This is a genomic window from Streptomyces sp. NPDC055013 (genome assembly GCF_053608645.1).
The window spans coordinates 86,055-106,591 of the sequence record NZ_JBSGVW010000024.1; the positions used below are offsets into that span (position 1 = coordinate 86,055).

20 protein-coding genes are annotated in these 20,537 nt (G+C 71.3%); 9 read left to right on the forward strand and 11 right to left on the reverse strand.

The genetic code is table 11. The features are described from left to right. Positions 1-21: 21 nt before the first annotated feature. Positions 22-711: a response regulator transcription factor gene (locus ACWGDB_RS26745; protein WP_453824729.1), complete on the forward strand. Its 690-nt coding sequence runs from the start codon at positions 22-24 to the stop codon at positions 709-711. Then, positions 708-2,165, forward strand: a complete 1,458-nt coding sequence (locus ACWGDB_RS26750) for a sensor histidine kinase (protein WP_453824730.1) — start codon at positions 708-710, stop codon at positions 2,163-2,165. The genes ACWGDB_RS26745 and ACWGDB_RS26750 overlap by 4 nt, the downstream gene beginning before the upstream one ends. Positions 2,166-2,227: 62 nt before the next feature. Here the strand turns inward: ACWGDB_RS26750 and ACWGDB_RS26755 are convergent, their stop codons facing one another. From ACWGDB_RS26755 to ACWGDB_RS26770, 4 genes are all read right to left on the reverse strand, one after another. Further along, positions 2,228-2,635 carry an ATP-binding protein gene (locus ACWGDB_RS26755; protein WP_453824731.1) on the reverse strand — a complete coding sequence of 136 codons (408 nt, stop codon included), beginning with the start codon at positions 2,633-2,635 and terminating at the stop codon, positions 2,228-2,230. Between the two features lie 113 nt (positions 2,636-2,748). Further along, complete coding sequence (locus tag ACWGDB_RS26760) at positions 2,749-4,308, reverse strand: ABC transporter substrate-binding protein (RefSeq protein ID WP_453824732.1); 1,560 nt, start codon at positions 4,306-4,308, stop codon at positions 2,749-2,751. 237 nt (positions 4,309-4,545) lie between these two features. Then, the gene (locus ACWGDB_RS26765; protein ID WP_453824733.1) at positions 4,546-6,159 is read right to left on the reverse strand and encodes a metallophosphoesterase; all 1,614 of its coding nucleotides are present in this window, start codon (positions 6,157-6,159) and stop codon (positions 4,546-4,548) included. A gap of 57 nt (positions 6,160-6,216) precedes the next feature. Then, positions 6,217-6,456: an SCO4848 family membrane protein gene (locus ACWGDB_RS26770; RefSeq protein WP_062702372.1), complete on the reverse strand. Its 240-nt coding sequence runs from the start codon at positions 6,454-6,456 to the stop codon at positions 6,217-6,219. Between the two features lie 91 nt (positions 6,457-6,547). On the opposite strand from ACWGDB_RS26770, the gene ACWGDB_RS26775 reads away from it, so the two are divergent. Next, a complete protein-coding gene (locus ACWGDB_RS26775; RefSeq protein WP_453824734.1) occupies positions 6,548-7,834 on the forward strand; it encodes a D-alanyl-D-alanine carboxypeptidase family protein in 1,287 nt (428 codons plus the stop codon). Here ACWGDB_RS26775 and ACWGDB_RS26780 read toward each other — a convergent pair. The 4 genes from ACWGDB_RS26780 to ACWGDB_RS26795 all read right to left on the reverse strand — a co-directional run bounded on the left by ACWGDB_RS26780 (position 7,782) and on the right by ACWGDB_RS26795 (position 10,919). Then, complete coding sequence (locus ACWGDB_RS26780) at positions 7,782-8,765, reverse strand: YihY/virulence factor BrkB family protein (RefSeq protein WP_453824735.1); 984 nt, start codon at positions 8,763-8,765, stop codon at positions 7,782-7,784. The genes ACWGDB_RS26775 and ACWGDB_RS26780 overlap by 53 nt on opposite strands. After that, the gene (locus ACWGDB_RS26785; RefSeq protein WP_453824785.1) at positions 8,753-9,178 is read right to left on the reverse strand and encodes a GtrA family protein; all 426 of its coding nucleotides are present in this window, start codon (positions 9,176-9,178) and stop codon (positions 8,753-8,755) included. Before ACWGDB_RS26785 ends, ACWGDB_RS26780 begins: the two co-directional genes overlap by 13 nt. Positions 9,179-9,397: 219 nt before the next feature. Further along, entirely contained in the window at positions 9,398-10,390 is a 993-nt protein-coding gene (locus ACWGDB_RS26790; protein WP_453824736.1) for a decaprenyl-phosphate phosphoribosyltransferase, read from the reverse strand. Then, a complete protein-coding gene (locus ACWGDB_RS26795) occupies positions 10,383-10,919 on the reverse strand; it encodes a phosphatase PAP2 family protein (protein WP_453824737.1) in 537 nt (178 codons plus the stop codon). Before ACWGDB_RS26795 ends, ACWGDB_RS26790 begins: the two co-directional genes overlap by 8 nt. A gap of 133 nt (positions 10,920-11,052) precedes the next feature. Here ACWGDB_RS26795 and ACWGDB_RS26800 point away from each other — a divergent pair, with 133 nt between their 5' ends. Beyond that, positions 11,053-12,408: an FAD-binding protein gene (locus ACWGDB_RS26800; RefSeq protein WP_453824738.1), complete on the forward strand. Its 1,356-nt coding sequence runs from the start codon at positions 11,053-11,055 to the stop codon at positions 12,406-12,408. Between the two features lie 69 nt (positions 12,409-12,477). Beyond that, positions 12,478-13,233, forward strand: coding sequence for a decaprenylphospho-beta-D-erythro-pentofuranosid-2-ulose 2-reductase (locus ACWGDB_RS26805; RefSeq protein WP_453824739.1), 756 nt, complete (start codon positions 12,478-12,480; stop codon positions 13,231-13,233). A 328-nt stretch (positions 13,234-13,561) separates the two neighbouring features. Here the strand turns inward: ACWGDB_RS26805 and ACWGDB_RS26810 are convergent, their stop codons facing one another. Both ACWGDB_RS26810 and trpS read right to left on the reverse strand, forming a co-directional pair. Next, positions 13,562-14,140, reverse strand: a complete 579-nt coding sequence (locus tag ACWGDB_RS26810; protein WP_453824740.1) for a 2'-5' RNA ligase family protein — start codon at positions 14,138-14,140, stop codon at positions 13,562-13,564. A 211-nt stretch (positions 14,141-14,351) separates the two neighbouring features. Beyond that, on the reverse strand, positions 14,352-15,365 hold the full coding sequence (trpS, locus tag ACWGDB_RS26815; protein WP_453824741.1) for a tryptophan--tRNA ligase: 1,014 nt from the start codon (positions 15,363-15,365) through the stop codon (positions 14,352-14,354). A gap of 100 nt (positions 15,366-15,465) precedes the next feature. Here trpS and ACWGDB_RS26820 point away from each other — a divergent pair, with 100 nt between their 5' ends. The 4 genes from ACWGDB_RS26820 to ACWGDB_RS26835 all read left to right on the forward strand — a co-directional run bounded on the left by ACWGDB_RS26820 (position 15,466) and on the right by ACWGDB_RS26835 (position 19,031). Next, positions 15,466-16,068: an RNA polymerase sigma factor gene (locus tag ACWGDB_RS26820; protein WP_427840279.1), complete on the forward strand. Its 603-nt coding sequence runs from the start codon at positions 15,466-15,468 to the stop codon at positions 16,066-16,068. Then, entirely contained in the window at positions 16,061-17,053 is a 993-nt protein-coding gene (locus tag ACWGDB_RS26825; RefSeq protein WP_453824742.1) for a hypothetical protein, read from the forward strand. The genes ACWGDB_RS26820 and ACWGDB_RS26825 overlap by 8 nt, the downstream gene beginning before the upstream one ends. A 400-nt stretch (positions 17,054-17,453) precedes the next feature. Then, positions 17,454-18,161, forward strand: a complete 708-nt coding sequence (locus tag ACWGDB_RS26830; protein ID WP_453824743.1) for a hypothetical protein — start codon at positions 17,454-17,456, stop codon at positions 18,159-18,161. 234 nt (positions 18,162-18,395) lie between these two features. Then, entirely contained in the window at positions 18,396-19,031 is a 636-nt protein-coding gene (locus ACWGDB_RS26835) for a hypothetical protein (RefSeq protein ID WP_453824744.1), read from the forward strand. 27 nt (positions 19,032-19,058) lie between these two features. Here ACWGDB_RS26835 and ACWGDB_RS26840 read toward each other — a convergent pair whose 3' ends face one another. Next, positions 19,059-20,507, reverse strand: coding sequence for a glycine hydroxymethyltransferase (locus ACWGDB_RS26840; RefSeq protein ID WP_453824745.1), 1,449 nt, complete (start codon positions 20,505-20,507; stop codon positions 19,059-19,061). Positions 20,508-20,537: the final 30 nt, after the last annotated feature.

Below are 20,537 nucleotides of genomic sequence, written 5' to 3' on the forward strand. Positions count from 1 at the left end.
GGCGCCGCCGATACTGGGGGCATGACGACGGCTTCCGGCACCGTGCTGATCGTGGAGGACGAGGAGAGCATCGCGGACGTCCTCGCGATCGCCCTGCGCTACCACCGCTTCGAGGTCATGACCGCGGGCACGGTCCGCGAGGCGCTCACCCTGGTCGAGCGCACCCGCCCGGACGCGGCGCTGCTCGACGTCATGCTCCCGGACGGGGACGGCCGGGCGCTCGGGCGCGAACTGCGCGAGCGGCGCCCCGACCTGGCGCTGGTCTTCCTCACCGCGCGCGACTCCCCCGCCGAGATCGTCGGCGCCCTCGGCTTCGGCGACGACTACATCACCAAGCCGTTCAACATCGACGAGGTCATAGCCCGCGTCACGGCGGTCCTGCGCCGCACCCGCCCCGCCGACGTCCTCCCGCAGCGACCGCCCCTGCGGTACGGCGACCTGGAGCTGGACGAGACGACGTACTCGGTCCACCGCGCGGGCCGCACCGTCGAACTCACCCCCACCGAGTACGCCCTGCTGCGCTTCCTGGTGCGCAACGGCGGCCGGATCGTGCCCAAGGAGCAACTCCTGCGCCACGTCTGGCAGTACGAGCACACGCCGCCCGAGTCGACCGTCGTGGAGACCTACATCAGCTATCTGCGGCGCAAGCTGGACACCTTGGGACCGCCGGTGATCACCACACGGCGGGGCGTCGGGTACGGGCTGGCATGAGGCTCGCCGGGATCCTCGACGTCTGCCGCCGGCGCGGCATCCACTCGCTGCGCGGGAAGCTGACGCTGGCGAACGTCGCGCTGCTGGCCGTCGGCATCGTCGTGGCGACCGCGGTCAGCCTGATGACCGCGCGGTTCTACCTGCTCGACAAGGTGGACACCGAACTCCAGGGGGCGCGGACCGCACTGCAGAACGCCGGGTTCACCCTGCGGCAGATCGAGTCGCTGAGTGAACTGGGCATCGCGCTGGACAGGTTCAACGGCGGCGGAGCCACGGACACCGATCCGCTGCCGAGCCCGAGCATGGTGTACGTCGCGGTCGACTCCGGCGGGAAGCCCGTGGCTCTGGGCCCTTTGCAGCCGACGCCGCGGCAGCACGCCCTCGCCGCCGCCGCGAAGAACCCGGTCGACTTCGCCGCCGACGAGGAGCCACGGGACGTACGGGTCGAGGGTGACCGCCACCGGATGGTCGGCGCACGGCTGTCGGACGGCACCGTCGTGCTGATCGCCATGCCGACCGAGAGCCTGCACGAGGGCATGGGCAAGGCACTGCGGATGGACCTCGCCGTCGGCGCCCTGCTGCTGGCCCTGCTCGGCTGTCTGACGATGATCAGCGTGCTGCGCTGGATGCGGCCGTTGGAGGACATGGTGGAGACCTCGTCGGCCATCGCCGACGGCGACCTGACCCGGCGAATCCCCTCCAGCCGCGACTCGACCCTGGAGGTGGAACAGCTCCGGGTCGCCCTCAACACCATGCTCCATCAGGTCGAGTCGGCCTACCGCACGCGTGAGCGCAGCACGGCACAGCTGCGCCGCTTCGTCGGTGACGCCTCGCACGAACTGCGCACGCCGCTGTCCGCGATACGCGGCTACCTCCAGCTGTACGACAAGGGGATGCTCACCGACCCGGCCGAGCGGAGACGGGCCTGGGACCGGATGAACGGCGAGGTCGACCGCATGGGGCGCCTCGTCGACGAGCTGCTCACCCTCGCCCGCCTCGACCAGCGCCCCGAACTGCGTTTCCGCAACGTCGACTTGAGCCGACTCGTGCGCGAGGCCGCCGAGGACCTGCGGGTGCAGCAACCCGAGCGGCCCATCACCGTCGACGCCGCCGGCACACTGCTCGTGCACGCCGACGAGTCGGGGCTGCGGCAGGTGCTGGGAAACCTGCTGAGCAACGTCCGCACGCACACGCCCTCCGATGTGCCGGTGCGGCTGGGGGTGGAGCGGACGGGCGGGGTCGTACGGCTGTGTGTCGCGGACAAGGGGCCGGGGCTGTGCGAGGAGGACGCGGCACGCGTCTTCGACCGGTTCTTCCGGACCGGCGGGGGCGCGGGCAGCGGACTGGGGATGGCGATCGTGCAGGGGGTGGTGGAGGCGCACTGCGGGGAGGTGGCGGTGCGGACCGCGCCGGATGACGGGCTGGCGGTGACGGTGACGCTGCCGTCGCGGTGAACAGGGCGCGCATCCACGCCCGCGCCTGCGCGCGCCTTTACGCCCGTAAAGCCTGCCGGGTCTCATGGGTTGGCGTCGGCGAGGACGAGTGCCCACACCGTCTTCCCGTGCCGCCCCCGGCTCCACACCCCCCACGCCGAGGCCAGGTTCTCCACGAGATGCAGGCCGCGGCCGGTCTCCTCCGACTCCCCCACCGACCTCAGCCGCGGGACGAGTTGCCCCTCGTCCGACACTTCGATCAGACAGGATCCGTCGGCGAGTGCGGTCACGGCCACCTCGAACTCGCGCTCCAGCAGCGGGCCGTGGCGTACGACGTTGGTGGCCAGCTCGGAGACGAGCAGCACGGCGTCCTCCAGCGCCGGATCCCTGGGCCCGTGCCCCCAGTCGGCCAGGTGGTTCTGGACCCGGCGCCGGGCGAGACCTACCGACGCCGGATGCCGGGGCAGCCGGAAGGCGTTGCGTCTCAGCACGTTTGCTCCTCACCCCGCGCACACCTTCGACACATGGTGCAGCGCCGAGCGGTCCCCCGGCATCACCGGGCGAATGTCAAGGCCGCGAGATCGCGTCAGATCCGGGTGAGACGTCAGATCCAGGTGAGGCTCCAGAGACGGAAGAGGCCGGTACCGTCCGACAGATACTGACCACCGCCGACGTCCTCGCTTGCGACCACGTACTCCTTGGCCTGCCACAGCGGGATCACCGGGACGTCGCGGGCGACGGCCTCCTGCAGCGAGCGGAAGTCCTTCGTGGCCTCGCCGCGGTCGGCGTACTGCTGGCTGGCCGTGATCAGCCGGTCGACGGCCTTGTCGCTGTAGCCGGTGTTCATGGTGCTCTTGGTGCCTACGAGCGGACCACCGTAGGTGTCCGGGTCGGGGAAGTCGGCGACCCAGCCGACGGCGTACGCGTCGAGCTTTCCGCTCGCCCAGCGCTTCTGGAAGTCGGTCCACTCGTAGCCCTTGACCGTCACCTTGAACAGCCCGCTCGCCTCCAGCTGCCGTTTGATCTCCGCGGCCTCCTCGGCGGTCGCGGCGCCCCGGCCGGTGGCGTAGCCGTAGGTGAAACGGACTGGCAGGCTGACGCCGGCTTCGTCGAGCAGGGCGCGCGCCTTGGTGGGGCTCAGGTTGGGGTAGCTGTCGAAGAACGAGGTGGTGTGGCCGGTGATGCCCGTCGGGATCAGCGAGAACAGCGGGTCGACGGTCCCCTTGTAGACCGTGGCCGCCAGCCGCTCGCGGTCGATCAGCCAGGCCAGTGCCTGCCGGACCCGGACGTCGTGCAAGGGTGAGCCCGTGCGGGTGTTGAAGTACAGATTGCGGGTCTCGGAGCTGTCGGCCTCGGAGACGCGCTGGCCCGGGTCGGCGGAGTTCAGACCGGCGAGAACCTCGGGCGGCAGCGTGCGGGTGGCCACGTCGATCCGCTTCGCCTTCCACGCGCTGTCGAGGGCGTCCGCGTCGGAGAAGTAGCGCAGTTCGACGGGGCGGCCGGTTTCCTTCAGGGCGCCCCTGTAGAGGGAGTTGGGCGCGAGGACGGCCTTGCTGTCCTTCGTATACGCGGTCAGGGTGTACGGCCCGGTGCCGTCGACAGCGTTGTCGGTGCGCAGCGCGTCGGCCGGATACTTCTCGCGGTCGACGATCGCGCCCGCCCCGGTGGCCACCTTCAGCGGGAACGTGGCATCGGGCGACGATAGCCGGAACGTCACGGTACGGCCGCCGGCGCTCACCGAGCCGAGGGTGTCCAGCAGGGAGGACGGGCCGACGTCCGACTTGATCCGCTTGACCCGGTCGAACGAGTACTTGACGTCCTGCGCGGTCATGGCGCGCCCGCTCGGGAAGGTGAGTCCCTCGCGCAGCTCGCAGCGGTACGTACTCAGATCGCTGCCGACGAACTCGCAGCTCTGGGCCGCGTCCGGCACGGGTGTGACGCCGCCCGGCTCGAAGGTCAGCAATGACTGGAAGACGTTGTTGAACAGCGCCCACGAGCCGGCGTCATAGGCGCCGGCCGGGTCGAGCGACGTGACGGCGTCCGTCGTGCCGACCGTGATGGTCCTGTTCTCGTCCCCCTGCGACGGCAACAGCTGCCAGCCGCCCACTCCCACGGCCGCCAGCACGAACAGCGTCGCGAGAATCCGCATGCGAACCGAACGCATGGGTGTGCCCTCTCCCCGGCCCTCAACGGGCCCCGCATGAGCAGTGAATTGGGCCGCCTCCCCTTGGCGGCGCGCACACCTAATCACACGTGTTTCAGCAGGGGGAAGAGGATTCTGGTGACATGGGAAAGAACTTACCTACGGGCGTTTCGGCCGTGTTTCACAGGTGGTCCGTAGTTCATCCACAGGCAGGGTGCGGCGAGTTGGGCGGGCCCCACGCCGACCGGGCAGCCGTCGTCAGGCCTGACGGGACGCCAGCTCGATCACCGTGATGTCCGACGGAGCGCCCACGCGCGTCGGAGGGCCCCAGGCGCCCGCGCCGCGGCTGACGTACAGCTGGGTGTCGCCGTACCGCTCCAGGCCGGCCAGGGTCGGGTTCGCCAGCTCCGCGACGAGATTGCCCGGCCAGAGCTGGCCGCCGTGGGTGTGGCCGGAGAGCTGGAGGTCGACGCCGTGATCGACGGCGTCGTGGATCTGGATCGGCTGGTGGGCGAGGAGCACGCACGCGCGTGCCGTGTCCCGGTTGCCGAGGGCCTTGGCGAAGTCGGGGCCCTGGCCCTCGCTCTCGCCCGCGACGTCGTTGACGCCGGCCAGGTCGAAGTGAGGCAGTTCCGTGCGGGCGTTCTCCAGGGGGCGCAGGCCCAGGCGGCGTACCTCCTCGACCCACTGCTCGGCGCCCGAGAAGTACTCGTGGTTGCCGGTGACGAAGAACGCGCCATGTCTCGCCCGGAGCCCGGCGAGCGGGGCCGCGGCCGGGCCGAGGTCCTTCACGCTGCCGTCCACCAGGTCGCCGACCACCGCGATCATGTCGGGCTGCGTGCCGTTGATCGTGTCGACGACCTTCTGCGCGAAACCGCGGCCCAGGACCGGGCCCAGGTGCACGTCGCTGACGACGGCGATCCGGTAACCGTGCGCCGCGCGCGGGAGCTTGGCCAGCGGGACGGTGACCCGCTTCACCTTGGGGCCGCGCAGCACGCCGTACGAGCCGTAACCGACGGTCCCCACGGCAGCCGCGGCGGCGGCCCCGGCGACGACTCTGGAGACGAAGAGGCGGCGGGTGGGGGCGGCCAGGGGGCGGGAGGGTGCTGTGGGGTCGGGGGCGGGGTCGGTCACGGAGGCCGGGGACGGGTCGGTCGCAGTCGCCGGGGCCGATCCGTTCGCGGACGTCGGGATCGGGTCCGTCACGGACGCCGGGGACGGGCTGGGGGTGGGGGTGGGGGCCGGAGACGGCTCGGTCGTGAGCGCCGAGGCGGCCCCGGCACTGGTCGCCGCAGTAATGCCCGTCGAGGGCACCGCGGTCGAGCCTGCAGTAGGAGCCGTCGCCGAGCCGGCCGTGGGCGCCATGGTGGGGCCCGCCGTCGGTGCCCCGGTCGGGACGGTCGTGGGCGTCGGGTCCGGGGCGGCCGTACGCGTCGGCGCCGGGCCGGACGCGTGGGTGAGGGTCTGGCGGTCGGCGGTCCCCGTGTCGGGCGACGTGGCCGGCATCACACCCACCGGCACGGACTCCGGCTCGGGCTCGCCCGCGCGCGCCCGCCGTTCGAGCCACCGTCGCAGCAGAGGTCGTACGACCTCACCCGCCAGCACACCCAGCATCAGGTACATCGACAGGGCCAGCCACAGGAAGCCCGGCCAGGCCAGGACCTGCTGGAGCCAGAAGGGCGCGCCCGAGCGCTCGGCGACGAAGGCCCCGATCGTCAGCGCCCAGCCACCGGCGATGACCACCACGCCCGCGCGGCGCACGAACCCGGGGCCGCGGGTCGTGTCGCGGAACAGACGGCGCCACAGCCACCAGTTGCCCACCACCAGGACGGACAGCACCAGCAGTGCGACAAGCGCGAAGACGATGACCACGCCGACGTTCCCTTTCCCTTGCGTGCTCAGTGAACGCCCGGCGCGATGGCCGAGTTCCTATGACGTCCGGCGCAGTGCGCGCACTCCACGCAACCCGATGACCCCGACGACCGTCCCCAATACGAAGGAGACGACGGCGAGCAGCAGATGCACCCAGAAGTAGGCCGTCGGGTGACCGTCGTCGAACGCGAGCCCGCTGCTGTCCTTGATCAGGTTTTTGACGAAAGTGACCCAGATGACCCAGCTCCACACCCCGAAGGCGAGCAGGAACCAGGAGACGGGGCGGCTGAGCTTCATGCGTTCAGTATCGCCGTCGCGTGTCCGGCCGTCCGGGCGGGGTGGGGACAGAAGCGGGACTTCCATGGGAACGGCATGTACGTTCTCGCTCGTGTCCGCACCCAAGAAGACCACCGGGCGAGCCCTGCTGGTCACTTCAGCCGTCGTGTCGTCCCTCGCGCTGACCGCGCCCGTCTCCTACGCGGCTCCCAAGCCGTCACCGAGTACGAGCCCGTCGGCCACTCCCCCGGCGAACATGTCGACCGTGGGCGGCGAGCGGCTGGGACAGGCCGGCACCCAGGTGAACCTCGCGGGAGGCGTCCCCGTCCTGCCCAAGGACCTGACCGCTCGCTCCTGGGTCGTCGCCGACGCCGAGTCCGGCGATGTGCTCGCCGCCCACAACGCGCACTGGCGGCTGGCGCCCGCGAGCACCATGAAGATGCTGTTCGCCGACACGCTGCTGCCGAAGTTCCCGAAGACCATGGAGCACGAGGTCGTCCCGTCCGACCTGGCGGACGTCGGGTCCGGCTCCAGCATGGTCGGGATAAAGGAGGGCGAGAAGTACAGCGTCCACGACCTGTGGCTCGGGGTCTTCCTGCGCTCCGGCAACGACGCCGTGCACGTGCTGTCGAAGATGAACGACGGAATCGACAACACCGTCAAGGAGATGAACGAGCACGCCGAGGAACTGCAGGCCCTCGATACGCACGCGGTGTCCCCCGACGGCTACGACGCTCCGGGCCAGGTCTCGTCGGCGTACGACCTGACGCTGATCGCCCGCTCCGGGCTGCAGAAGAAGGACTTCCGGGAGTACTGCTCGACCGTCAGCGCCAAGTTCCCGGGCGAGACGAAGAAGAACAAGAAGGGCAAGTCCGTCCGGGGGACCTTCGAGATCCAGAACACCAACCGACTGCTCAGCGGCGACTCCGACATCTCCGTCTACCAGGGCATCGCGGGTGTCAAGAACGGCAACACCACGAACGCCGGCTCCACCTTCACCGGCGTCGCCGAGCGCGACGGCAAGGTGCTGCTCGTCACCGTCATGAACCCGGAGAAGAGCGAGCACAACGAGGTCTACAAGGAGACCGCGAGGCTCTTCGACTGGGGCTTCCAGGCGGCCGGCAAGGTGCAGCCGGTGGGTGAGCTGGTGCCGCCGAAGAGCGCGGCGCAGGCCACCGCCCAGCCGGGTGCGAACGACTCCGGGGAGGCCGGTGGCGCCGGGGACGCCGAGAAGTCCTCGAAGCCGGCGGTGGGGGCCTCGGCCGCGGACGGTTCGAGCGGCGTCGGCGTCGCGCTCGGGATCACCGGCGGCGCACTGGTACTGCTCGCGGCGGGCGCGTTCCTGATCAACCGCCGGTGGCCGCTGCCCGACCTGGTGCGGCGTCGGGGCCGTTCCTGACCTCGGGCTTTTCGGGCTCACTCTTCCCGGGCTCATCCGTCTCGGGCTCGCCGGGGCTTTCGGACTCGTCAGCGAGCTCGACCTCCTTGCTCTGCGTCGCCGTCCAGGCGGCGCAGAACACCACCAGCTTCGAGGTGAAGTTGATCCACAGCAGCAGGGCCACGGGCACGCCGAACGCGCCGTACATGCTCTTCGTGGCCACGCCCTGCATATAGCCGCTGAGCAACAGCTTCAGCAGTTCGAACCCGATCGCGCCGATCAGGGCGGCCACCATCAGCCGGCGGCGCGGCGGTTCGACGCCGGGCAGCAGGGTCAGCACGTACAGCAGAAGCAGGAAGTTGGCGAGTACGGCGACCAGGAACGCGGCGATCTGCAGCAGGATGCCGCCCCAGCCGCCCTCGTCGATGCCCAGCTGCCGGGTGATCCAGCCGACCAGGGCGGAGGCGATCGTGGAGGCCGCGATCGTCACCAGCAAGGCGCCGCCGAGGCCCAGGAGGACACCCAAGTCCTTGGCCCTGCGCAGGATGGGGTTCTCCTCCTCGTCGGGCAGCTCCCACACGGCGCGCAGGCACTCGCGCGTGGCGGTGACCCAGCCGATGCCGGTGAACAGCAGGAGGGCGCCGGCGATGAGGCCGACGGTGCCGGCGTTCTGCACCAGCGCGTCGATGTCGAGCTGGCCGGAGATGCCGGGCACCTGGTCGGCGATCTTGTCCTCGAGCTTGTTCTGCTGCTCCGTGCTCAGCGTCGCGGCGGCGATCGACGCGGCCACGGTGAGCAGCGGGAACAGCGCCACGAAGCTGGTGAACGTCATCGCGGCGGCCAGCCGTGTCCAATGCACCCGGTCCATGCGCTCGTACGACCGCCACGCGTGCGTGGTCATCAGCCAGGTCGCCGCGGACCCGACGACGGGGAGCTTCTTCAGCCAGTCCATGATCCGACTCTGCCCTCCCTCCGGAAGACCATTGTGCGAGTGCCCCAAAACCGCAGGACCGTAGCCAGCACCATCCCGATTCCGGCTCCGGAGACGGTGTCCGCGCGCTGGGAGGTGAAGCCGAGCCCGTAGTGGCTCACGGTGAGACACAGCAGCTGTACGGCCGCCCCGGCGATGTTCACCACGAGGAAGACGGCGTAGGGGCGCAGGCCTTTCGGCTGGGTGTGGCGGTAGGTGCCGAGGGCGTTCCCGGCGTACGCGACCGTGCAGGCGGCGACGAAGGAGAGGGCCTTGGCGGTGAGGGGGCCGTGGGCGGCCGGGCCTCGCAGCCAGGTGAAGAGGGCGAGGTCGACGGCGTAGGCGAGCAGGCCGACGGTGGCGAAGCCGAGGAGCTCACGCCGGTCACCCCACACGCGTACCCCTCGCCGCGTCCCCGCGCTCGCACGCACGCGTGCCACCCTCTCGCCCCTGCTCCCGCAGACGCGAGCCATCCCCCTCGCCTCCGCCCTCCCCCGCACGCGAGCCCTCCCCGTCGCTTCCGCCCTCCCTCACATGCGTACAGCCCCTCTCACCCCCGCCGTGCCACCCACGCGTGGCGATCACTTCACCCCGGCCCCGCCACACGCGCGTGCCTACCAATTGGCCACCGCCAGCCCGTACATGGCCAGCCACACCATGCCGATGAGGGCGAGCGCGCGGTCGCGCAGGACGACGTCCTCGGGTTCGCCCGCGGTGCCGCGGTCGGCGAAGACGGCGTAGCGCAGGACGGCGAGGATGAAGGCGACCACGGACAGCTGACGCCAGGGCAGCACGCTCGTGTGCGGGACGCCGCCCTCCTCCAGGGCCCACAAGCAGTAGGCGAGGACGGCGACCCCGGCCGCCAGCTGCCAGACGAAACGCAGGTAGCCGGTCGTGTACTCGGTGAGCAACGCGCGCGTGGCGCCCGCTTTCCCGGCCATCTGCACGGCCTCGGAGTAGCGCTTGGCCGACACCATGAACAGCGCCCCGAACCCGGTCGTGATCAGGAACCAGCGCGACAGCGGGATGCCGAGCGCGAGCCCGCCGATCACCGCCCGCATCAGGAACCCGGTCGTGACGACGGCGAGGTCGACGACCAGGACGTGCTTGAGGCTGACGCAGTACGCCAGTTGCATGCCGATGTACGCCGCCAGCAGGGCCGCGACGGCCGGTGAGGTCAGCCAGGCCGCGGCGACCGGCGCGAGGGCGGCCAGGGCGCCTCCGACGGCGTAGGCGACGGGCACGGGGACCTGACCGGCGGCGACCGGCCGGTGGCGCTTGGTGGGGTGCGCGCGGTCCGCCTCGGCGTCGCGGGCGTCGTTGATCAGGTAGACGGCGGCGGCACTGGCGGTGAAGAGGACGAAGACGAGCGCGAGTTGGGTCAGGGACTGGGTCGAGAAGAGCCGACCGGCGGCGGCCGGAGCGGCGATGACCAGGAGGTTCTTGATCCACTGCTTGGGGCGTGCGGTCCTGAGCAGGCCTTTCAGCAGCGCACGGGGGCCGCCTTCGCGGGGTGGTGGCACGGCTCGTCGCGGGGGCGTGCGCTGCTCGTGGAGCGCGGCCTGTCTGATGCGCGCGGCGCTCGTCAGGTGCGCGGTCTCAGGCACGGGCGCCCCCTGCGCTCATCCAGCGCGCCCCGGCGCCCGCCGTGAGCGCCCCGAGCGCCACGCCTGCCGCCACGTCCGAGGGGTAGTGCACACCGACGACCAGGCGCGACACGCACATCGCGGCGGCGAGCGGCACGATCGTGTACGCGCCGAGCGCGCCGTAGGCGACGGCGGCAGCCGCCGCGGAGGCCGCGTGGGAGCTGGGGAAGGAGTGCCGGCCGAGGGTGCGTACCAGGGGCTCGACATGCGCCGGGCGCGGGCGGCGCACCACCCGCTTCACACCCATGCTGGCGAGGTGCGCACCCGCGGTGAGCGCCGTACCGCGCAGCCATGCGTCGCGACGCCCACCGTCCACGGCGGCCCCCGCGACGCCGGCCGCCAGCCACAGCGCGCCGTGCTCGCCCGCCCGGGAGAGGACACGAGCGGCGGCGGCGACCCGTGGGTCACGGCCGCGGGCATGGAGTGCGGAAAGGATTCGGCGGTCCGCGCCCCGAAGGCTCCGCTGATCGATGTCGTCGAGATGGTCCATGTGGACTCACTGTTCACGCCCACAGAGCCAGAATTACGGCAATATTGAGCGACATCCCATTAATCACCCATTTCGGGGAGAAGCTGGATGTTTCAGAAGTAATCCCTCAGATGCGGGCGCTACGGTCGCCGACATGCCTGCCGACACCGTCTCCGTCACGGGGTGGGGCCGCACCGCCCCCACCACAGCCCGTCTGATCCGCCCCAGGACGTACGAGGAGGCGGCGGCCGCCGTCCGGGACTGCGGGGCTCGCGGCGGCATCCCGAGGGGCCTGGGGCGGGCGTACGGGGACGCGGCGCAGAACGCCGGGGGTGCCGTGTTCGACATGACCGGCCTGGACCGCATCCACGCGATCGACGCCGACGGCGGCACCGTGGCCTGCGACGCGGGTGTCTCCCTGCACCGGCTGATGGAGGTGCTGCTCCCGCTCGGCTGGTTCGTGCCGGTGACGCCCGGCACCCGCTATGTGACGGTCGGCGGCGCCGTCGGGGCCGACATCCACGGCAAGAACCACCACGTGTCGGGCGCGTTCTCCCGTCACGTCCTGTCGCTGGAACTCCTCACCGCCGACGGCGAGATCCGTACCGTCCGCCGAGGCACGCCCCTCTTCGACGCGACCACCGGCGGCATGGGCCTGACCGGCGTGATCCTGACGGCCACGCTCCAACTCCAGCCGGTGCAGACCTCGCTGATGTCGGTCGACACGGAACGCGCGCGGGACCTCGACGACCTCATGGCACGCCTGGCGGCCGGCGACGACCACTACCGCTACTCAGTGGCGTGGATCGACCTGCTGGCGCGCGGCACGGCCACGGGGCGTGCGGTGCTCACGCGCGGCGACCACGCGCCCTTGGAGGCGCTGCGCGAAGGCACACGCGCGTGGAGAGACCCGCTCGCCTTCCGCCCCGTCCGCCTGCCGGCCGCGCCCGCGCTCCTGCCGGGAGGACTGCTCAACCGCCGTACCGTGGGCTGGTTCAACGAGCTCTGGTACCGCAAGGCCCCACACGCGCGTACCGGCGAACTGCAGCGGCTCTCCGCCTTCTTCCACCCGCTGGACGGCGTCCCGCACTGGAACCGGATCTACGGCCGGGGCGGCTTCCTTCAGTACCAGTTCGTCGTCGGACACGGCCAGGAGGAGACGCTGCGCCGGATCGTGCGGCGCATCTCCGAGCACCGCTGCCCGTCCTTCCTGGCCATCCTCAAACGCTTCGGGGAAGCCGACCCCGGCTGGCTCTCCTTCCCCGCGCCGGGCTGGACCCTGGCCCTGGACATCCCGGCCGGCCTGCCCGGCCTCGCCACCCTCCTCGACACGCTGGACGAGGAAGTGGCCGCGGCGGGCGGGCGCGTGTACCTCGCCAAGGACTCCCGGCTGCGGCCCGAGTTGCTCACCGCGATGTACCCCCGCCTGGAGGCCTTCCGCGCGCTGCGCGCGGAGGTGGACCCGCGCGGGGTGTTCGTCTCGGACCTGGCCCGCCGCCTGGGCCTGTAGCACCGGCGAACGGACCTCTCGCACCGTCAACCCCTCACCTCTCGGACCCTCAGATCACTAGGAGTTGTCGTGAAGGACGCCTTCGGCCTCCCCCAGTCCCTGCTCGTCCTCGGCGGTACGTCCGAGATCGCGCTGGCCACCGCACGCCGCCTGATCGCGCGCCGCACCCGCACCGTCTGGCTGGCGGGCCGCCCGTCACCCGCCCTGGAGAAGTCCGCGGCCGATCTGCGCGCTCTGGGAGCCGAGGTGCACACGGTGGCTTTCGACGCGCTCGACCCCGAGTCGCACGAGACGGCGCTCGGCAAGGTCTTCGCGGAGGGCGACATCGACATGGTGCTGCTCGCCTTCGGGATCCTCGGCGACCAGGCCCACGACGAGCGCGAGCCGCTGAGCGCGGTGCGGGTCGCCCAGACCAACTACACGGGCGCCGTGTCGGCCACCCTGGTCACCGCGAGCGCCCTCCAGAACCAGGGCCACGGCTCCCTGGTCGTCCTCTCCTCGGTCGCCGGCGAACGGGCCCGGCGCGCCAACTTCATCTACGGCTCCAGCAAGGCCGGCCTCGACACCTTCACCCAGGGCCTGGGCGACGCCCTGCACGGCACCGGCGTCCACGTCATGATCGTCCGCCCCGGATTCGTACGCTCCAAGATGACCGCCGACCTGGAGGAAACCCCGCTCGCGACCACTCCGGAGGCCGTCGCGACGGCCATCGAGGTAGGCCTACGGCGCCGCTCGGAGACGGTTTGGGTCCCGGGCGCACTCAGGCTGGTGATGTCAGCGCTACGGCACATGCCACGAGCGATGTTCCGCCGCCTGCCGCTTTAGATCCCGCTGGTGGGGCGCCCGACTCCACAACGCCCCGCGCGACCACCTCGTCGCCATGGTGCCGCCCGCCCCGCTGCCCCTGTGGCGCGGGACCGGGGCGCCGCATCAACGCCGCGCCCCGACAACCCCTCAGGGGCGCGGGGAACTGCGCACCCAGCCACAACGAACCCGCAGCCGACCAACGACCGATCCCGGCACCACCAGCGAAGCCAAAGTGGGGTGCGCATCAACGCCGCGCCCCGACAACCCCCAGGGGCGCCGGGAACTGCGCACCCAGCCACAACGAACCCGCAGCCGACCAACGACCTCCCCCGCCCCACCAGCGGAGCTACCCCGCCGGGATCGACCCACGTTCCACCGAGCCCGCCTGCGGCGGCACCACCGAGCCGCCGAAGGCGAAGTCCCTCAGCCTGCGCCACACACCGTCGGCGCCCTGCTCGTAGAGGGCGAAGCCGTTGCACGACCACGCGGCCTCGTAGTCGGCCAGCTCCTCGAAGGCGCGGTCCATCGAGGCCTCGTCGATACCGTGCGCGACGGTGACATGCGGGTGGTACGGGAACTGCAGTTCACGGGCGACCGGCCCGGAGGCGTGGCGGATCTGCTTCTGCAGCCAGGTACAGGCAGCGGCGCCCTCGACGACCTGGACGAAGACGACCGGCGACAGGGGCCGGAAGGTGCCGGTGCCGGACAGCCGCATCGGGAAAGGACGGCCCGCCGTCGCGACCTCGACGAGATGCGCCTCGATCGCGGGCAGCAGCGAGGCGTCGACCTCCGTCGGCGGCAGCAGTGTGACGTGCGTGGGGATGCCGTGAGCCGCGGCGTCGCCGAAGCCCGCGCGCCGCTCCTGGAGCAGGCTGCCGTGAGGCTCCGGGACCGCGATCGACACGCCGATCGTTACGGTCCCCACGTCGTCTCCTGTCGTCTGTCGGTGAGCTCGCGTCGCGAGGCTCGTCCTGTTGTGCGCTCGTGCCCTGTTGGTGTGCGTGAGCGGCCACCGGTGCGGCCGCTCGGCTATCGACTGTACGGCCACGGCAGTGCTGCGGGCAGGCGCAACGGTAGTGATGTGCAGCGCTCTGCGGTGGTACGGCCGTATTTAGGCCGCCTGCCGTGGTGCGGGCTCAGTGCTTGGCGGGCAGGAAGCCCACCTTGTCGTACGCCTGGGAGAGCGTCTCCGCGGCGACGGCACGCGCCTTCTCCGCGCCCTTGGCCAGGATCGAGTCCAGCGTCTCCGGGTCGTCCAGGTACTGCTGGGTGCGCTCCCGGAACGGCGTCACGAACTCGACCATGACCTCGGCGAGGTCCGTCTTGAGCGCACCGTAGCCCTTGCCGTCGTACTTCTGCTCCAGTTCCGCGATTCCCGCCCCGGTGAGGGTCGAGTAGATCGAGAGCAGGTTGCTGACGCCCGGCTTGTTCGCGACGTCGTAGCGGATGACGGTGTCGGTGTCGGTGACCGCGCTCTTGACCTTCTTGGCGGTGGCCTTGGGCTCGTCGAGCAGGTTGATGAGGCCCTTCGGCGTGGACGCCGACTTGCTCATCTTGATCGCCGGGTCCTGAAGGTCGTAGATCTTCGCCGTCTCCTTGAGGATGTACGGCTTCGGAACGGTGAAGGTCGCGCCGAAGCGGCCGTTGAAGCGCTCGGCGAGGTCGCGGGTGAGCTCGATGTGCTGGCGCTGGTCCTCGCCGACCGGGACCTCGTTGGCCTGGTACAGCAGGATGTCCGCGACCTGCAGGATCGGGTACGTGAACAGGCCGACCGACGCCCGGTCCGCGCCCTGCTTGGCGGACTTGTCCTTGAACTGGGTCATGCGGGAGGCCTCGCCGAAGCCGGTGAGGCAGTTCATGACCCAGGCGAGCTGGGCGTGCTCGGGGACGTGGCTCTGGACGAAGAGCGTGCAGCGCTCGGGGTCGAGACCGGCGGCGAGGAGCTGAGCGGCGGCGAGCCGGGTGTTGGCGCGCAGGTCCGCGGGGTCCTGCGGGAGCGTGATCGCGTGCAGGTCGACGACCATGTAGAACGCGTCGTGGGTCTCCTGCAGGGCCACCCACTGGCGGACCGCGCCGAGGTAGTTGCCGAGGTGGAACGAGCCTGCGGTGGGCTGGATTCCGGAGAGCACGCGGGGTCGATCAGAGGCCATGCTCACCATTCTCTCAGGTGTCGGGGGCCGATCCGGAACGGCACGGAAACAGATCTGACACGGGTGGGAACCGATCCGGTCCGGGCGGTGTACCAAGAATGTGAGAACGCGGGAGGGGGGCCGCATCGTCGATGAGGCCGCGGTGATCGCACGCGTACGCGCCGGAGAGCCGGAGGCGTATGCGCAGCTGGTGCGGGCCCATACGGGCATCGCGCTCAGGGCGGCCGCGGCGCTCGGGGCGGGTGCGGACGCGGAGGACGTGGTGCAGCAGGCCTTCGTGAAGGCGTATTGCTCGCTGGGCCGGTTCAAGGACGGCTCGGCGTTCAAGCCATGGCTGCTCGCGATCGTGGCCAATGAGACGAGGAACACAGTGCGCACGGCGGCCCGCCAGCGCTCGCTCGCCGGGCGTGAGGCGGCGTTCGTGGAGGCGGAGCCCCTGATACCGGAGTCGGCGGACCCGGCGGTGGCCGCGCTGGAGATAGAGCGTCGTGCCGCGCTGCAGTCCGCGCTGGAGAAGCTGAGCGAGGAGCATCGCCTGGTCGTGACCTACCGCTATCTCCTGGAGATGGACGAGTCCGAGACGGCTCAGGCGCTGGGCTGGCCCAGGGGCACGGTGAAATCCCGGCTGAACCGCGCGTTGCGGAAGCTGGGGCGGTTGCTGCCCGATTTTCAGCCTCGGGAAGGGGGTGATGAGCATGAGTGACGGACGCAAGCCCTACGACGGCGACGGTCAGGGGGCGTACGAGGGTGAGGGCGACGGACGACCTGCGTCCGGGCAGGACGGCGCCGGTCGGGGCGGTCGGGGATCCGGCCGCACGGGCACCGGTGATCGCGGCCGACGCGACGCCGCCGGGCTGCCCGAGGAGCTGCGGGCACTCGGGCGTTCGCTGGACGCGCCGGGCGCGGCGGACGGCGCCGAGACGATGGTCGAGCGGGTGCTGGGGCAGATACTCGCCGAGCGCGTACCGGTTCCGGTGGCCGAGCCGTCGGGCGCCGCCGAACGGCTGCGGGCGCTGCGGCGCTGGACGCGGGTGCGGTGGCGTTCGCTGACCGCGACGCTGTGCGGCCTGCTGGCGGTGCTCGTGCTCACGCCCCCGGTGCGGGCTGCGGTCTTCGACTGGTTCGACTTCGCCGGGGTCGAGGTGCGGTACGACCCGTCGGCGGCCCCCCCACCTGGTGCCGAGGTCCCCGGCTGCGGCCGCTCGGTGTCGCTCGCCGATGCGGAGCGCCGCGCCGGGTTCGAGCCGCCGGTGCCGGAGGAGCTCGGCATGCCGGACGCGGTCGCGGTGAGGGGTGAGCCGCGGGGGCGGATCGTGGTGAGCCTGTGCTGGCGCGAGGAAGGGCGCCCGATACGGGTGGACGTGCGGCGCGCGAGCCTGGACGTCGGCTTCGCCAAGACGGTGCGCCAACCGCCGGAATGGATCTCCCTGGGCACCGACACCTCGACCAGCGGCACCACCGATCCGGCCCTGTGGTTCGCCCGACCGCACCTGCTGACCTTCTGGCTCGTCGACACGAGCGGCCGGCGCTATGCCCAAGAGGAGCGGACGGCCGGGCCGACGTTGCTGTGGACCCACGAGGCCAGGGGCGAGGTCGTGACCCTGCGGCTGGAAGGCGTGGCATCGAAGGACCGAGCGGTGGAGATCGCACGGTCGCTCGCGAGGCCGGCCGAGGTGTCCTCGAATTAGGCGGACCGAGCCGTGGCCGGACCACCCACGGTCGGGATCCGAGCCGTGGCCGGGACCAGCCCGTGGCCAGGACCAACCCACGATCGGGACGAGTCCATGGTTGGGGCCAGACCCATGGTCGGCACGGGCCAGGCCCATCGTCGGGACGAAGGCCTGAAGGAGCCGGTCCGGAAATGGTGGGCCGAGGGTGGGAACCCCGGCGGGTCGGGCGGTGTACCAGAAGTGACATGCGGCTCGGGGACGGGCCGCACGGGGTTCGCTCGACTTGGGGGTTCGGATGTGGGGACATGAGATCGGCCGCTCCGAAGGCCGGTTGCCGGGGCAGGAGGCCGGCCGCTCGGAAGCTCGGCCGCATGGGCGCGGGGCCGGCTGGAGGAGCAGGTGTCGTGAACTTACGGCCATGACCGGGGCGTTGGGTGCCACGCTCGCCCTGCTCCTGTGGGGTGCGGCTCCCGCGTCGGCCGGAGGATCGACAAGCGTCTTCCTGGCCTCACCGGAGAGCCAGGAGACGGCTTCGCTGTACTACTCGGACGAGGAGTACGGCGAGCTGGACCGGTTGCTCGGCCCCGGGGGCAGGGGCACGCGGGACAAGCCGCCCGAGGCCGACCTCATGGCGTCCCACCAGATCAGCGTCACGTGGATGGCTCATGACGTGACGCCGTGGCGCCTCGACCGGGTCTACGAGATGGACGACGGGCGGAACGTCTGGATACACACCGCTGTGGGCCGTGACCAGCCGACGAACGGCACCTGGCATCGCGCCGAGCAGCCGGCCCAGCTGCGCATCCTGTTCAAGGACCTGGGCCTGATGAGTAAGGCCTCGGCCGAGGGAAGTGCAGCAGCCGTCCCTCCGGAGTCGGAGGCATCCGGAGACGGCGAGGGCGCGCAGGACTCGTCCGCCCTTGCGACCGACACCACAGGCACCGCGGCCGAGGCGCCGCTGGCCCGATCAACCGGGTCGGGTGACGGCACCGACTGGTGGTGGGCACTGCCGGGCGCGGCAGCCGGAGCGGTACTTGCGCTGGTCCTGCGGCCCTTTGCCACTCGACTGCCTCTGCCGCGCCTGCGCGGTGAACCGGGGCCCAGGCAGGAGCTGCGCGACGTGTGAGGACGGCCTGAGAGGCGGGCCGCGGACCGGACGGGACTGGGGGCCCGGGGCCCGGCAAGGACCGACACGGCCGGCGAGCGAACTGATGGGGCTGATGAGACGCAAGGGGGAGCAGTGGGGGCACTTGGCCGAGGGCGGAGAGGGTGGAAAGCGTGGAGAGCAGCTCGCTGGGGCAAGGCAAGGCTCGCGCTGCTCGTCCTGATGTCGGCTGCGCTGGCCTTGTGCGGACCAGCGATGACCGCCGCGGCGGTGCCGGCGCAGGGGCGGGACGTTCCCGATGTGGCGGTGGTCGTCGCGGGTGGCACGGGACGGACGACGACTCTGCGCTCCGGCGAGTCGGCCTTCGCTCGCCTCTGGCAGCTGCTGCAGCCGACGTATGTCGGGACGGAGCGGGTGTCCGAGGAGTGGGTCGAAGGGCGTCATCCGTCGATGCGCATCACGGTGATCTGGGGACTGACCGGGGTCGGTGGCTGGCCTCGCACGAATCGGTCGCCGGGCGGAGACGTGGCCATCCAGCGGCAGGACCAGCTGTTCGTGGCCGGGGACGGCACGCCCTGGGTGCGCTCGGATCTCGCTCCCGACGTGGAGGACGACGACATCCGCTGGCACCGGGCCCCACGCTCCGTCTTCGAGCGGCTGGACCTGGCAGGACTCCTCGGCGAGACGGAGGACCAGCTCGTCGAAGCCTCTGACGCCGGGGAGCGGCCAGGCCTGGCGATGAATGATGCCGGGTGGGCGGTGGCCGGGCTTGCCCTCGGGTTCGCGACCGGAATGGGCGGCACGCTCCTGATACGCCGCGCGGCGGCCCGGCCGGGGGCCGGACCGCCGCGGGAGGAACCACGCCATGAGTTGATCGACCTGGATCTCTGAGAACGCCAGGAAGATGCCCCAGAGGCGTCAGCCCAGGTCGATCTCCGGGTACAGCGGGAAGCCCGCCACGAGGTCGGTGGCGCGGTGGGAGATCTCGTCGGCGACCTTCGGGTCCAGGATGTGCTGAGCCTTGGAGGGAGCGCCCTTGCTGGTGGTGCCGGGTTCGGTGGTGGTGAGGACGCGGTCGATGAGGGCGGCGACCTCGTCCATCTCCGCGGTGCCCAGGCCACGGGTGGTCAGGGCGGGGGTGCCGATGCGGATGCCGGAGGTGTACCAGGCGCCGTTGGGGTCGGCCGGGATGGCGTTGCGGTTGGTGACGATGCCGGACTCGAGGAGCGCGGCCTCGGCCTGGCGGCCGGTGAGCCCGTAGGAGGAGGCGACGTCGATCAGGTTGAGGTGGTTGTCGGTGCCGCCGGTCACGAGGGTCGCGCCGCGGCGCGTCAGGCCTTCGGCCAGCGCCCGGGAGTTGTCCACGATGCGCTGGGCGTAGTCGCGGAAGGACTCCTGGCGGGCCTCGGCCAGGGCGACGGCCTTGGCGGCCATGACATGCGGGAGCGGGCCGCCGAGGACCATCGGGCAGCCGCGGTCGACCTGGTCCTTGAGGGAGTCGTCGCACAGGACCATGCCGCCGCGCGGGCCGCGCAGCGACTTGTGGGTGGTGGTGGTGACGATCTGGGCGTGCGGGACCGGGTCGAAGTCGCCGGTGAGGACCTTGCCGGCGACGAGACCCGCGAAGTGGGCCATGTCGACCATGAGCGTGGCGCCGACCTCGTCGGCGATCTCGCGCATGATCCGGAAGTTCACGAGACGGGGGTAGGCGGAGTAGCCGGCGACGATGATCAGCGGCTTGAACTCGCGGGCGGAGGCACGCAGCGCCTCGTAGTCGATCAGGCCCGTGGTGGGGTCGGTGCCGTAGGAGCGCTGGTTGAACATCTTGCCGGAGATGTTCGGGCGGAAGCCGTGGGTGAGGTGGCCGCCGGCGTCCAGGGACATGCCGAGCATGCGCTGGTTGCCGAAGGCCTGGCGGAGCTCGGCCCAGTCGGCCTCGGTGAGGTCGTTGACCTGGCGGACGCCGGCCTTCTGCAGGGCGGGGGCCTCGACCCGGGCGGCGAGGACGGCCCAGAAGGCGACGAGGTTGGCGTCGATGCCGGAGTGGGGCTGGACGTAGGCGTGACGGGCGCCGAAGAGCTCGCGGGCGTGCTCGGCGGCGAGGGACTCGACGGTGTCGACGTTGCGGCAGCCGGCGTAGAAGCGGCGGCCGACGGTGCCCTCGGCGTACTTGTCGCTGAACCAGTTGCCCATCGCCAGGAGGGTGGCCGGGGAGGCGTAGTTCTCGGAGGCGATCAGTTTGAGCATCTCGCGCTGGTCGGCGACCTCCTGGCCGATGGCGTCGGCCACGCGCGGCTCGACGGCGCGGATCACGTCGAGGGCGGAGCGGAAGGCGGTGGACTCGGTGGAAAGGGGCTCGGCTGGCATGGGGACCTCCGGACGTCGTGTGCTGCGTTC